Origin of the sequence: Actinopolymorpha sp. B11F2 (genome assembly GCF_040195635.1) — a bacterium.
Taxonomy (GTDB): domain Bacteria; phylum Actinomycetota; class Actinomycetes; order Propionibacteriales; family Actinopolymorphaceae; genus Thermasporomyces.
The window spans coordinates 370,480-383,338 of record NZ_JBEFTX010000005.1 but is presented as its reverse complement, the minus strand read 5'-3'; the positions used below and the strand labels follow the sequence as shown (position 1 = coordinate 383,338).

Below are 12,859 nucleotides of genomic sequence, written 5' to 3'. Positions count from 1 at the left end.
TCACGAATCCGCTAACGCCGATGCTCGAGGCCGGCGCCGGCCTCTCGGCGGTGAGCGGCTCGGTAACGGACGCGGGCCTGATCGCCACCGTCATGGCTGCCAACGCCCTGTTCGGAGGCGCCCAGCGAGTTACCACTGACAGGGCGATCCGCCGCCTGGCAGACGCGGCAGCCGCACCGGTCCGGGTACCGCGGGCCGGCCGGGAGGTCGAGGTACCGTCCGCGGACGTCGTACCCGGCGACGCGATCCTCGTGCAAGCCGGGGACGCCGTACCCGCGGACTGCCGGATCATCACCGCGAGCGCCCTGGAGACCGACGAATCGACCCTCACCGGCGAGTCCCAACTGGTCGCCAAGTCGGCTGAGCCGAGATCGAAGCCGAAGTGGAACGGCTGGGCCGCCAGGGTTTCCGGGTACGCCTGGGCTGAGCGACTGAACCTCCCCGGCGCGCCGCCATGCCACACAGGTGGGCAGGACGATCTCGGGCGCGCCCTTGACGACGAGCCGCATGCCAACGCCGTCGGGCTGTAGCCCGACGTGGGGTCCGCGGGCAGCGTTTCGTAGGGTCTGACCTGGCATATCGACTACCTCTGGGTAGGGCGTGCGCGACGAGGCCGTGAGACGGTTCTCACTATCGGCTGGACGGAAGGCGAGGCTTGTGGCGACATTGGAGCGGACCCTGGTGGTGCTGAAGCCGGACGCAGTTGCGCGCGGCTTGGTAGGTCGGATCGTGCAGCGGTTCGAGGACGCTGGCTTGAAGATCGTCGCGGCCAAGATGAAGGTGATGGACCCGGAGTTCACCCGCCAGCACTACTTCGATCTGGAGGAGCGACACGGCAAGGCGGTCTATGACGCCACTGCCGCATCGATGCAACGTGGTCCGGTGATTGGCATGGTGCTCGAGGGGGTCGAGGCCGTGGCCAACGTGCGGAAGCTCGTCGGCGGTACGTACCCGAACGAGGCCCCACCCGGCACCATCCGTGGTGACTTCGCGCACCACTCCAAGGCGTATTGCATCGACGAAGACAAGGGCGTTGCGAATCTGCTTCACGCATCGGGGAACCTCGACGAGGCAAAGTACGAGGTGGGGCTGTGGTTCGGCACAGACGAGCAGTTCGATTACCGCACCCTTGCGGAGACGTTCACGTTCTGACCCCACGATTCGGGGGTCGGCTCGAGGAGGAAGGCGGCAATGATGCCACCAGTCGGGGCGCTAGAGCAGGAGTACCAACAAGCGCTCGCATCCGCAGATCACCGTGTTGCCGCCGAGACAGCGTATGCCCTCGCGATGCGCGCCATGGAGGCGAGCAACTACGACGATGCGCATCGGTACGCCAACGAGTGCCTCGCAGAAGTCGAGCGACTTCCCTCATCGACGCTGGACGATGTGGCGGCGACCCGCACGCACGCCGGCGGGGTTCCGTTACCCGACTACTTCCACGAGGGTGTCGTACGAGAGCGGCTGGGCGGCCTCCTCGACCGCTGACGGTCGGTAATGGAGGGGCGCTTTGCGAGAACCCGCGCGTCAGGCCGGTGATCGCTCGGCCCCGTTCCGCTGATGGGGGAGTACGGCATCGAGGTGGTTCTGCACGGTTGCCATGAAGCCATGAGGTACGTACTCAGTCAGCTGAGCGTGTTCTGCCCAGACGAGTCCTGCGAGCTCGTCCTCTGCGATGATGCCTGGCGTCCCCCGGATGATTTCGCAGGCGACGTACACCATCTTTCGCCCCGTGGCGGGGTGTACGCGCTCGCCAAGGGTCTTGATCGGCTTAACTTCCAGACCGACTTCTTCCTTCGCCTCGCGCGCGGCCGCGTATTCCGCAGTCTCACCGGGTTCTACCCTGCCACCGGGAAACGCCCACAGCAGGCTTCCTTCGCTCTGGCGTCGGCGTACGAGGAGAACCCGTCCGTCCGCGACGATGATGGCGGCGGCAATGGTGGGTCCCTCGTCAGGAAGCTGCTGTGTCATCCGAACCTTCCAGCACTTTCAGTAGTGGCGGGTAGATCGACTCGCGTGGAATGAATCGGGTCAGCTGATCAATCTTTGCCCAGGTGACGTCGACATTTTCGAGGATGTCTCTGTTCTCGATCTCTCCGGATAGGTACTCGCAGAGGAAGTACTCACAGTAAACCTTGCTGATCGGATGGAGCCTGCCACCCAGGTGGTCTCGGATCGCACTGTGGATGCCTGTCTCGCCGAAGGTCTCGCCTACGGCGACCTGCTCGACGGATAGCCATGGCTTGACGATGCCGGCGGGAAACTGCCACCGGACTCCTCCTGCGTCGTCGCCGCGGCGGCAGACAAGCAGGACCTCCGAGTCCCGTACGACGGCAGCAATCGCCACGCGTAGCGGTTGGACCTGATCGTCAGCCGGGTGCTGCAGCACGCTCCCGGGTGCAGGTGCTTCCCCCAACAGCATCGCGAAGCGGGCCTGCTCAACTGGAGTCGCGTTCGCGAGAGCAATGTCCAGGATCTGCTGCATCTCCGTGACTGGTCGCCGATCGGGCTCCCTATGCCAGGACGCCACGGTGCTGATGCCGATGTCGAGCCTCTCGGCGAACCTCTCATTGGTCAGCCGCAATGCATCCTGCAATGCGGTCGCGCGTCGCCCGCTCCACACGTCGACGACAATCTCCGGCACGCCGCCTCCTCGATCGGCTCGCAGATCCAAGAGAAGCGTAGTTCACCGCGAGCACGACTTGGCTCATCTCATGTGCACTGTGGATGCACTGCGCGTGCGCATGATGGCTTGAACATGTACTGCCGCTGCACCATGGATGCATGGTCGAACCGCGCTACAAGCCGTTGACTTGAGGCCATGAGCCAGACCGACGAAGAGCGCCAGGACGTCGAGGACCTGGTGGTTCGCTTGGAGATCGTGAACGCGCGGTTGGAGCGACTCACTCGTCGCGTCGACGCGTTGGAGGACGTCTCTTCGGAGACTTCTGCTCCACCGCGGCGACGCGGCCTTCGAGCTGCTCGATCCGATCGAGAATCTCGTCGAGGCGTCGCGTGATGGTCTTGGCGTCGGAAGCATCGGTGGTGGCGGGCTTGCGGCTCCGTACGAACGTTCCGCGGCCTTGCCAGCCGACGACCAGGCCCTCGGCTCGCAGCACGCGCAACGCTTGCTGGATCGTTCCCACCGCTACGCCGTGCTCCTTGGCGAGCTCGCGGACTGAGCTGAGCTGGTCGCCGACGGGGATGCGTCCGGACGTGATCGCGTCCCGGATGCTGGCCGCCACCTGCAGGTACGGCTGCTGCGGGTCGTTGACGTTGATGGATCTGCCGCTCACAGGTCAAGGCTACTAAGCCTGTCCTGCCTATGTCGGAACACCTGGAATACATGGCACGGTATTGTATTGAGTGAACTAGTACAACTGGTACAGTCGGGATCGTGAAGTCGCCTGGATCGGACCCAGGCACGCCGTGAGGAGGGAATGTGACGTCGGTATTGCGGAGTAGAGGTGCGTCGCCGTCTGACGCTGACGTGTTCGCGGCGAATGTGAGTGCTGCGTTGGCCCAGCTCGCTAGCGGTCAGCGCCGAGTCGACGACGCGCCGGAACCGAGGTTCTACAGCGTCGCCGAGGTGGCTCGGATGTTTGGCACGTGTGACGCGACGATCCGCCGGGCGATCTACGCGGGGGAGTTCCCGGCGGTGAAGATCCGCGGTCGGTACATCGTGCCGGCGAAGGCGCTGGACGAGATGGTCGACGCGGCGGTGGCATCGCGCGCGCTGGTGGACCCGGCGGACTGGGTGGCCTCAGGTGGTGTTGCCGGATGACGGCGACCTGGGCTGACCTGCGCTTTCACGGCGACGCTGATCTTGCGTCGGCGGTGGCGGCGGAGTTGCGACGACTTGCCGGGGTCTATGACGCGGCGGCGAGTGAGCTGGCTGCGACGGCTGGCTACTGGCGTACGGATGCGGACTCAGCAGAGCACTACGCGGTCGCTCGGGTCTTGGTCGCGGATGCCGAGGCGCTGGAGCACGCCGGTGCTGGCGAGGGGGTGGCCTGATGGCTGGGGCTGTCGTTCCGAAGCCAACTGGGGAACAGCAGGCGGCGATTGAGGGGTTCACCTCCGGCGGTCACATGATCTTGGAGGCGGGCGCCGGCTCGGGAAAGACGACGACGCTGAAGATGCTCGCTGGGCAGGCGCCGAGCCGTCGGGGCGTGTATCTGGCGTTCAACAAGGCGGTTGCCGTCGAGGCTGGCCGGAGTTTTCCGCGCAATGTGCAGTGTGCGACGGCGCATTCGTTGGCGTTCCGGACGGTCGGTCGGCAGTTCAAGCACCGGTTGAACGGCCGGCGGGTCCGGGGTCGGGAGACGGCCCGGATCCTCGGGGTGAACGAGCCGTTCCGAATCTCCGACTTGCTGATGCTGGCTCCGGCTCAGGTGGCGCGGATCGCGATGGAGACCGTGACGCGGTTCTGCTACTCCGCCGACGTCGAGCCTGGGCCGCAGCATGTTCCCGCGGTCACTGGTGTCGACGAGGACGCCGTACGCCGCGAGCTGGTCAAGGTTGTGGTCCCGTTCGCCCGCAATGCGTGGGCGGACCTGACCAGTGTCGACGGGCGGCTGCGGTTCTCCCATGACGTCTATCTGAAGGTGTGGCAGCTGTCTGGGCCTCGGCTGGATGTGGACTTCGTTCTGCTGGACGAGGCGCAGGACTCCAACCCAGTGGTCGTGGACATGTTCAACCGGCAGCAGAACGCTCAGAGGGTCCTGGTGGGCGATGCGAACCAGGCCATCTACGGATGGCGCGGCGCAGTGGACGCCATGGCCACCTTCGATGCTGACCACCACCTTTATCTGTCGCAGTCGTTCCGGTTCGGGCCCGCGGTCGCGGATGAGGCGAACAAGTGGTTGGGACTGCTGGAGGCGACGCTGCGAATCTCCGGTACCGCCGCGATCAGCTCCCGGCTCGCGCCGCTTGGGCAGCCGGACGCGGTGTTGTGTCGTACGAACGCCGCGGCGGTCGGGGCGTTGCTGGACTTCCACGAGGCCGGTGTGCCCGTCGCGATCGTGGGTGGGGGATGGGACATCAAGCGGTTCGCCGAGGCGGCGATCACGCTGAAGGCCGGCGCCGGTACGCATCATCCGGAGCTGGCGGCGTTCCAGACGTGGGGCCAGGTTCAGGACTACGTCGACAACGACCATGGCGGCGCTGATCTGAAGGTGTTCGTCCGGCTGATCGACTCCCACGGGCCGGACACGGTGATCGCCGCTGTCGACAAGGCGGTCGACGAGGGCCGTGCACGGGTGACTGTCTCGACCGCGCACAAGGCGAAGGGCCGGGAGTGGTCGACCGTAAAGATCGCCGACGACTTCACCCGGCCGAAGGACACCACCGGCGAGCTGCAGCAGCCGTCACGGCCAGATCAGATGCTGGCCTACGTCTCGATCACCCGTGCCCGGCACGTGCTCGATCGGGGCGGTCTGGCGTGGGTCGATGAGCTCCTCGCTCCGCTGACTGGGCGTGGTGAGGGGGTGCCGGGCTGATGGGGATCGTCTATTGCGGTGCGTACGCCGACCAGATCGGCGACCACGAGGGATATGCCGCACGTCGGTTGCCCGACGGCACGCTGACCGGTACGTGGACCGCCGACACCGCCGAGTTCACCGCCTATGTCCCCGCGTGCGGGTGCGGCTGGCAGGCCGCCAGCGAGCATCCGGCCACCTGCGCCGGCGAGGAGTGGGATCGCGAGGAGTGGGATCGCGACCATCTGCAGCCACTGATCGGCCGCGGCCGCGCTGACTGGTCGGCGTGGGCGGATCGTGTCGCTGCCTACGCCCGAGAAATTGTCCTTCACATCGCAGCGGACCACCCGTGGCTTGCCACTCAGGTGGCCGAACGCCTGGAACACGACATCGCCGTACGCCGGCGCATTGCCGAGCAGCTGGTCGACGAGGGGGAGTAGCCCGATGACCGTCGTCGTACCTCTGCAGACCGATGTCCCGCTCGACGCGAACGCGATCAACGCCGAGCGTCGCGCACTCCTGGCCGAGCTCGCGGCCGAGCGGTTCGGCTCCATCCGCCTGCATCGGGACGGACGGCCGTACGCCAAGGAAGTCGAAGCAGCCAGACACCTCGAACGCGCCGCCGAGCTCGCCCGCCAGGTCGCCGAGCAGGAACGGCAGCGATGCGCGATCCAGACCACCACTAGCAGCACGAGCTCGCGGAAGGAGGTCGCGCGGTGACCACCTTTGACGTAGCCGCCGAGCCAGTCGAGGGGTTGGAGCGGGCTGTTCTCGACGAAGGCGCCGGCGCCCGCGAGAATCAGCCGAGCGTGCCGTGCCGCGCCGACAGAACCGCCGCGGACGACGATCCATGGTTTGAACCGGAGCCGGTCGCGACCGCCACACGGGCGCGCACTGCCTACGAATTGCACGCCCGGCGGCGGTGTGAACCCTGTCTAGTCCGTGAAGCGTGCCTGAAGCTGGCGCTGCGATACGAGTCATGTGGCCTGGCCGCCTGGAGTGTCTGGGGCGGCACCGCGCCCTGGACCCGGCAGGACATCCTCCGCGCCCGCCAGTCCTCGTCCACGATCGCCGACGTCGCTGCCGCGACCGACGCGGTCAAGGGGGCGATCGCATGAGTCTCCTCGACAGCATCCCTGCGCTGCTCCGGGAGGCCGTGGGCTGGATCACGGCTCACGGTCCGATGCTGGTCGTCGCCAGCGGCGCCCTGCTGATCGCCGGCGCCGCGGTGCTCGTCTGGCGGGCGTATCGGACGGACCGGCTGGCCGATGTCGCGACCTGGTTCACGGTGGCGATTGCAACTGCGTACTCCGCCGAAGGCATGTGGGAAGTCGCACGCGAAGGCCTCGACCTGAACCCCTGGCAGGCGGCTGGCCTGTTCGGCGTGGCCGAAGCGGCGATGACCTCAGAGGCAATCCGTGCCCGCCGGCATTACAAGCGGCACGGCCGCCCGGGGCCGCACGGAGCGGCGGTGTGGGTGATCGCCACCTGCGCCGGCGTCATCGCAACATTGAACGCCGACAGCCTCGTCGAGGCACCGGTCCGCCTGCTGGTGCCGCTGCTCGCCGCCTGGCTGTGGTGGCTCGAGCTCACCTCCGAGGGCATCCGCCGCCAGGTCGACACCATCACCTGGCGCCTCTCGCCACGCCGGATCCTCGTCCGTCTCGGCCTCGCCGAGCCCGGCGAGCGCGATGTGGTCGAGGTCGACCGGGCACGCCGAATCGCCCTACTGACCGCGGTCGCGTACCGATTGCATCACGGCTGGAAGCCACTGCGCACGTTCCATTCCGCACGACTGCGCCGACTGGCACTTGGCGCCGACGACGCGATGGTCGACGAGGCACGGACCCGGGTTGATCGGGCACACCACATCGCGACACTCACCGCACCCGGCACCCAGCCGTCCGCTGGCAACGCCCCTGATGGCATCCCGGCCCGAACCACAACCTCTGTCTCCGCGGCTGCCGGTGATCGCTCCCGGCAGCCGCGGGCTCCACACGCTGGCGCCGCATCGAGCAATAGCAGGCCATCTAAGTCTGCCGCCGGCAGTGTCGTACGGATGGGCGATCACCGCGGTCGGCCCGACAGTCGGGTGCGTGGCGAGAAGGCCGCTGTGGTGAAGGCGTACCGCGACCGCGTGCTGTCCGCCGAGGGCCGCGAGCCGGGCACGGCCGAGATCTCGCGACAGACCGGCGTATCCGACCGGACCGTTCGCGACGTCGTGGCCAAGCTCCGCACCGCTCAGCACGGCCAGGCCGGCCCGATTGGCCACGGCGGTGGGGAGGTGGCGCAGTGACCACGACCATCCAGGTCCCGCCAATCGTCGGCGCCGACACACGGCCGGCAACTGTCGGCAGAGCTTCCGCCCGTGCCGGTCGGCATCTCTCCGACCGGCAGGACACCAGTGACCGGCACTTGCACGCTGCTGCTCATCCGACTGCCGGATCCATTGCCGCGGCAACTGCGTGCCCGGCAGAACTCACTGCACTTTGCCGTCAATGCCACACCGGCCGCGTACGGCAATGGTGCCGGCAACACCGGTCGGGAGTAGACGCGCTGCCGCTGCGCAGTCCTCGCTCTTCCCCTAGCTCGAGAAAGAAGGTCGCTGATGGCCGGACGACGAAGCAAGCGTGAGACGAGGGAGGCCCTCGTGGCTCGACACCAGGCCAGGACCGCTGCGCTGCGGGCGCGGTTGCAGGGCCTGGCGGGCCATCCGGGCCAGCAGATCTCAGTCGCTGCGGACTACCTGCGCGGCGCCGTCGCCCGAACGAGTCGCGACGTGCCTGCCGAGGCCGCGGCAACCGGTCGCGAGGCCGCCGCCGTATTGACAGAGCTCGGCGACCGGCTGTTCCAGGCCGCAATCAAGAAGAGGAGGTCCACTCGATGACGCCCACCAATCCGGAGGCGTCTGCGAACGACGTCGACGACCGACCGCGCCTGCGGGCCGTTCCTGACGCGTCCGCAGGCGCGGAAGGCGCTGAAGGGGCTCAAGGGACGGAGCGTGACGTTCCGATCGGAACTTCCGATGGTGCCTCCACGCCAGCTGTCGGCTCGACGCGCGGAGCACGCGCATACGCGTGCGCGAGGGCTGCGGCAGGTCGAGCCACCCGGCTGGTCACAGATGGTGAGCGGTGGCGGTGCGTCGGCCATCGGCTGTTCGGTAAGTCGGAGCCTGACCGCGATGGCGTCGTGGGTGGGCTGTTCCGTCCGCCGGATGTGTGGTCGACGGATCGGCCGAGTTTGCGCAAGCAGCTCAACTACGCCCGTTACGGCGTCCAGCATCCCGAAGGTGGACCGCTGCGTGTGTTCAGCCTGCTGTTCGCCTACGTCGGGCTGATCCCGCAGGCGTGCCTCTACTTGCTCGCCTGGGTCGCCGAGCGGCCCGGCCGGCTGATCGCTGGCTACGGGCTTTACGCCGTGCTGATGCAGATCCCGGCCGTCCACGACGTCGTGGTTGCGGTGGTCACTGTCCTGACCGTCCCACTCACCTGGCTCGCCTGAGCCGTCGGAAGGAGAATTCCTGATGTCTCTGTCGTTGGGTGCCGCGGCGGCAATTGCCTTCGTCGTGGCGCTGGTTCTGGTCCGCCTGAAGGCGGCACCGCGAGTGGTGCCGTGGCTGATGCTGATTGCCGGCCTGGGTGTTGCCGGGCTGCTCGGCAGGCTGCTCGACAAGTTTGCCGGTGTCCTCGAGACCGTTGTCGGTGCCGGCACCGGTGCCCTGTTCGGTGTCGCGGTGCCGGCGGCACTGGCAGTGGTGTGCGCGGTTTATCTGTTCTTCCACCTTCGCCCTCGGGGTGCCAAGCCGACGAAGTTGACGGTCGTGACGGCACTGGTCTTCCCGTCGGTGCTCGCCTCCCTGGGCGGCGCGTTTGCCGGCCTTGCTGTGGTCGCCAGCGGGTTCCTCGGCGCCGTGGGGGACACCCTCGGCTCGCTGTTCGGCGACGTGATGTCCGGATTGGGGGTGTGACCCGTGGAAACGATCATCTTCTGTCTGCTCGTCTCCGCACTTGTTTTGCGTAAGTCCGCAGTGGACGTCCCGTTCATGGTTCGGGGTAAGACTCCGCCGTCGCACGAGCTTCGGATGGCCGAGCTGCGCCGCCGGGAGGGCGTGGAGGCCAGGAAGGTCGCGGAGCGCAAGGCCCGCGCCGACGCCCGGCGTAACCGCCCCCAGCCGGGGCGGGACTACCTGCGTGCGCTGTACCACCACTCGGTGAAGCAGGCGATGGAGAAGCGCGAGGCGAAGTGGCTGGCGATTGATCCGATCAAAGCTGAGCGGTACGCCAAGAAACAGGCCGCCCGCGCCGAGAGGCTCCGCGAGCGTCGTGCCGCGCGCGAACGCGGCGAGAAGGTCGGCCTGACGAGAAAGGCCTCCGACGTCAAGGCAGGTACAGCAGGCTGGCTGCGCCGGCACAAGATCATCGCCGAAGCCCCGACGTCCGGTCCGGCCCTGGACGGCCGCGCTGAGCCCGAGCCGGTCGCCGTCGACGGATCTGACAAGCGGACACAGGCCGACGCTGCACGACTAGCCGGAATCGACGACGCCGACCGGTCCCACGAGGACGAGGCTGCCGGCGGAGACGATGCCCACGGCTCGGCGGATGTTGCGACTTCGCCCGGGCAACCGCCGAACCCCGAGCTCGGCGACGACCAGGACGACACCGTCGCAGACGACTCGAAGCCTGGCGCCGGTGACGGCGCTATGGCCGGTGCCGACTCCGGTGCCGGTGCACGGATCCCCACGCAGGAAGGAAATCACGTGTCCGCAGCAACTGGCGAGACCACGACACTGAGCCAGACCATCGCCTCGATCGAGGCATGGGAGTCCGAAACTCAGTCCGCAATGGCCAGCTTGGAGCTGTCGATCGCCAGCCTGAACGGCGCTGAGGTAGGCCCGTCAGTGACCGGTGCGATCGGCGAGGCGCGGGAAGGGTTCTCGACCGCGGCCGCGGCGTTCGCGAAGGCCAAGGCCGCGTTAGAGCCATCGCAGCAGATCGGTGACATGTACCGCTCCACGCCGGACGCCGGCTCCAAGGAGTTCGCCAAGAACTAACCAGACCGGGCCCCGGCCGGCCGATCCCCTCGCGGCCGGTCGGGCCCACCCCTCGAACCTGATCGAAAGGAGTGCAGGCTGATGTCGCGGAAGTCGGCCAAGGTCGCCGCCGCCGGGTCCGACCTGATGATCGCCCACGCGATCGCCGGGTCTCGGGCCACCGCTGCACGGAACCGGTCGACGGTCTCGGAAGGCACGGTGGAGCGGCTTCGGGCCGAATACGAGGCGGGCCTATCGACCGCGTTCCGGAACCGCCGCCAGGTGATGCCCCACCTGCACGCCGCCGGCCTGTTCGTCGTGAACGCGATGCTGCAGGTGTTCGTATGGATCCTGCACAGCGACGCCTGGACCCGCTCGGTCGGTTTCCTTGGCCCGCTCGCCGGAACGGTCGTCGTCGCGTTTGTGGTCGTGGCGTGCAAGGTGTCGGCGCGATGGCGCGCCCGCGCTGTGGTTGCGGTGCTCGCCGCTGGAGGGTGGCTGATGTGGGCGGCCGAGGCCGGCATCAGCTGGATGACGACGGGCATGTTGATGTGTGGCTACTACCTGCTGGCTGCCCGCTGGTGGAAGTACTGCCGGCATGACTATCCCGACGGCCCGCCTGCATCGCCGGCTCCCAAGCCGGCGACGAAGCTCAGTGGACCGGCCCGCGACGACATCGCTGGCCTGTGGCAGGCCCATGTCGACTGTAAGAACGGGGCACTGCCCGGCTCGTACCTGCACTCGCAGGTGATCGAGGAGCATCGCGAGGCCTGGACGGTCGAGCTGATGCCCGGCCAGCAGTCGTTGGACAAGGCGTTGGCGAACCTGGACCGGATCCAGACCGGCCTTCACCGTCCGCAGGAAGAACTCATCCTCGAGCCGCACCCGTCTCGCGATCCTGCCCAGCTGCTGCTGACGGTGGTCACCAAGTCCCCGATCAAAGACGCGGTCCTGTTCGACGGGCCGCAGTACTTCTGGGACGCCGAGCAGGAGCAGGGCTGGATCGAATCCGGCTGGTACGCCGACGGCAACGGCCGCGTCAGGGTGGCGCTGTACGCACCGAACTCCGCACGTCACATCATGGTCTTCGGCGGCCAGGGGTCGGGCAAGACCGCCCTGATGAACTCGATCGCGGTCTCGGCGAAGGCATCCGGCCACACCGTCATCTGGTACCTCGACGGCCAAAACGGCACCTCATCCCCGCAGCTGCTCCGCTACGCCGACTGGGCACCCACCGGCTCGGACGCCGCCGAGCAGATGCTCGAAGCCCTCGAGCAGATCTTCGCGATCCGGGGCCTGCTGATGCAGGCCTGGCGGGTCTCCGGGCTGAGCCCCAGCCCGCAGCTGCCCGGCCTGGTGGTGTTCATCGACGAGTGCCACAAGGTCTTCGACAAGACCCAGCCAGGCATGGTCAAGCGGTGGGTGGATCTGGCCAGCATGGCCCGCAAGCTGTGCGTCTCGTTCGTGGTCGCCACCCAGCATCCGGAGCTGGCTTCGTTCGGAGATTCGGACAAGCTGCGGTCCCTTCTGCAGGAATACACGACGCTCCTGCTGCGCACCAAGAGCCCGGTGGCGAGCAACATCCTGCGGCTGCAGGTCGACCCGTCCAAGCTGCCCACCATGCCCGGCTACGGCTACCTGATCGCCGGCGAGGAATCCGAAGGAGTGCGGTCCGCACCTTTCCGCGCCGACTTCCTGGACGACAAGAGCGGCGACGCGGACGCCTGGTTCGAACGATTCCCCGGTGTACCGCTGGACAAGCCATCGGCGAAGGCCGCCGGCCCCGAGTACCACAACCGCGCGGCCATCAAGGCCGAACGCCAGCAGGAGCTCGACACCAAGGTGGAGGCGCTGATGGCCGGTACAGACATCGACGCCGAGACCCTCGCTGAGCTGTTCCCCACCCAACGCGAACCCGGCCCGGGCGCTGAGACCGGGGTGGTCGACGGGCCGCTCGAACTCGCACCGGTCGTCGCGTTCCCCGGCACGATCCCCGGGCCCGGCCAACCAATCGAGAGCACCGACGCGGACACCTCGGCGCCGAACGGTCTGACCGCGTCCCAGGTCGCGGTCTACACCGCCGTGGCCGCCGGCGGGGCCAGAGCCGCCGACGTGGCGTCTGTCGCCGGACTCCAGCTGTCGCAGACGTACAAACTGCTCGGCGAGCTCGTCGACGCCGGCCACATCGCCAAAGCCGGCCACGGTCGCTTCCTGCCTCTCAGACGCCCAGCCGAGCCGGCAGGAGAACCCACTGGCACCTGTGAGGCGCGGCACCAGCCGCCAAGCACGTCCGCGCCCCACAGGCCAACCCCTCCCCACAAGGAAAGGAGCGCCACCTAGTGAACCACCATCA

General features: G+C 67.6%; 19 protein-coding genes. 16 read left to right on the top strand and 3 right to left on the bottom strand.

Going from position 1 to position 12,859, the window contains the following annotated elements:
• Window positions 1-20: 20 nt before the first annotated feature.
• From ABN034_RS12590 to ABN034_RS12580, 3 genes are all read left to right on the top strand, one after another.
• Window positions 21-530, top strand: coding sequence for a P-type ATPase actuator domain-containing protein (locus tag ABN034_RS12590; protein WP_349691190.1), 510 nt, complete (start codon window positions 21-23; stop codon window positions 528-530).
• A gap of 127 nt (window positions 531-657) precedes the next feature.
• A complete protein-coding gene (locus ABN034_RS12585; RefSeq protein ID WP_349691189.1) occupies window positions 658-1,152 on the top strand; it encodes a nucleoside-diphosphate kinase in 495 nt (164 codons plus the stop codon).
• A 39-nt stretch (window positions 1,153-1,191) separates the two neighbouring features.
• On the top strand, window positions 1,192-1,485 hold the full coding sequence (locus tag ABN034_RS12580) for a hypothetical protein (RefSeq protein ID WP_349691188.1): 294 nt from the start codon (window positions 1,192-1,194) through the stop codon (window positions 1,483-1,485).
• A gap of 39 nt (window positions 1,486-1,524) precedes the next feature.
• On the opposite strand, the gene ABN034_RS12575 is transcribed toward ABN034_RS12580, so the two are convergent.
• From ABN034_RS12575 to ABN034_RS12565, 3 genes are all read right to left on the bottom strand, one after another.
• Window positions 1,525-1,968, bottom strand: a complete 444-nt coding sequence (locus tag ABN034_RS12575; RefSeq protein ID WP_349691187.1) for an NUDIX hydrolase — start codon at window positions 1,966-1,968, stop codon at window positions 1,525-1,527.
• On the bottom strand, window positions 1,949-2,482 hold the full coding sequence (locus ABN034_RS12570) for an NUDIX hydrolase (RefSeq protein ID WP_349691186.1): 534 nt from the start codon (window positions 2,480-2,482) through the stop codon (window positions 1,949-1,951). Before ABN034_RS12570 ends, ABN034_RS12575 begins: the two co-directional genes overlap by 20 nt.
• Window positions 2,483-2,900: 418 nt before the next feature.
• On the bottom strand, window positions 2,901-3,293 hold the full coding sequence (locus ABN034_RS12565) for a GntR family transcriptional regulator (protein ID WP_349691185.1): 393 nt from the start codon (window positions 3,291-3,293) through the stop codon (window positions 2,901-2,903).
• Between the two features lie 146 nt (window positions 3,294-3,439).
• Between ABN034_RS12565 and ABN034_RS12560 the strand changes: the two genes are divergently transcribed.
• The 13 genes from ABN034_RS12560 to ABN034_RS12500 all read left to right on the top strand — a co-directional run bounded on the left by ABN034_RS12560 (window position 3,440) and on the right by ABN034_RS12500 (window position 12,846).
• Window positions 3,440-3,781, top strand: coding sequence for a helix-turn-helix domain-containing protein (locus ABN034_RS12560; protein ID WP_349691184.1), 342 nt, complete (start codon window positions 3,440-3,442; stop codon window positions 3,779-3,781).
• The gene (locus tag ABN034_RS12555; protein ID WP_349691183.1) at window positions 3,778-4,014 is read left to right on the top strand and encodes a hypothetical protein; all 237 of its coding nucleotides are present in this window, start codon (window positions 3,778-3,780) and stop codon (window positions 4,012-4,014) included. The genes ABN034_RS12560 and ABN034_RS12555 overlap by 4 nt, the downstream gene beginning before the upstream one ends.
• On the top strand, window positions 4,014-5,498 hold the full coding sequence (locus ABN034_RS12550; RefSeq protein WP_349691182.1) for a UvrD-helicase domain-containing protein: 1,485 nt from the start codon (window positions 4,014-4,016) through the stop codon (window positions 5,496-5,498). The genes ABN034_RS12555 and ABN034_RS12550 overlap by 1 nt, the downstream gene beginning before the upstream one ends.
• On the top strand, window positions 5,498-5,917 hold the full coding sequence (locus ABN034_RS12545) for a hypothetical protein (RefSeq protein ID WP_349691181.1): 420 nt from the start codon (window positions 5,498-5,500) through the stop codon (window positions 5,915-5,917). The genes ABN034_RS12550 and ABN034_RS12545 overlap by 1 nt, the downstream gene beginning before the upstream one ends.
• Before the next feature lie 4 nt (window positions 5,918-5,921).
• Window positions 5,922-6,197 (top strand): hypothetical protein, encoded by a 276-nt coding sequence (locus tag ABN034_RS12540; RefSeq protein WP_349691180.1) that lies wholly within the window; start codon window positions 5,922-5,924, stop codon window positions 6,195-6,197.
• Window positions 6,194-6,595, top strand: coding sequence for a WhiB family transcriptional regulator (locus tag ABN034_RS12535; protein ID WP_349691179.1), 402 nt, complete (start codon window positions 6,194-6,196; stop codon window positions 6,593-6,595). Before ABN034_RS12540 ends, ABN034_RS12535 begins: the two co-directional genes overlap by 4 nt.
• Entirely contained in the window at window positions 6,592-7,773 is a 1,182-nt protein-coding gene (locus ABN034_RS12530; protein WP_349691178.1) for a hypothetical protein, read from the top strand. The genes ABN034_RS12535 and ABN034_RS12530 overlap by 4 nt, the downstream gene beginning before the upstream one ends.
• Window positions 7,774-7,881: 108 nt before the next feature.
• The gene (locus tag ABN034_RS12525) at window positions 7,882-8,028 is read left to right on the top strand and encodes a hypothetical protein (protein ID WP_349691177.1); all 147 of its coding nucleotides are present in this window, start codon (window positions 7,882-7,884) and stop codon (window positions 8,026-8,028) included.
• Between the two features lie 99 nt (window positions 8,029-8,127).
• The gene (locus ABN034_RS12520) at window positions 8,128-8,364 is read left to right on the top strand and encodes a hypothetical protein (protein WP_349691176.1); all 237 of its coding nucleotides are present in this window, start codon (window positions 8,128-8,130) and stop codon (window positions 8,362-8,364) included.
• 302 nt (window positions 8,365-8,666) lie between these two features.
• Window positions 8,667-8,978: a hypothetical protein gene (locus ABN034_RS12515; protein ID WP_349691175.1), complete on the top strand. Its 312-nt coding sequence runs from the start codon at window positions 8,667-8,669 to the stop codon at window positions 8,976-8,978.
• A 22-nt stretch (window positions 8,979-9,000) separates the two neighbouring features.
• Window positions 9,001-9,444, top strand: a complete 444-nt coding sequence (locus ABN034_RS12510; protein WP_349691174.1) for a hypothetical protein — start codon at window positions 9,001-9,003, stop codon at window positions 9,442-9,444.
• A gap of 3 nt (window positions 9,445-9,447) precedes the next feature.
• Complete coding sequence (locus ABN034_RS12505) at window positions 9,448-10,527, top strand: hypothetical protein (RefSeq protein ID WP_349691173.1); 1,080 nt, start codon at window positions 9,448-9,450, stop codon at window positions 10,525-10,527.
• Window positions 10,528-10,608: 81 nt separating this feature from the next.
• On the top strand, window positions 10,609-12,846 hold the full coding sequence (locus ABN034_RS12500; RefSeq protein ID WP_349691172.1) for an ATP-binding protein: 2,238 nt from the start codon (window positions 10,609-10,611) through the stop codon (window positions 12,844-12,846).
• Window positions 12,847-12,859: the final 13 nt, after the last annotated feature.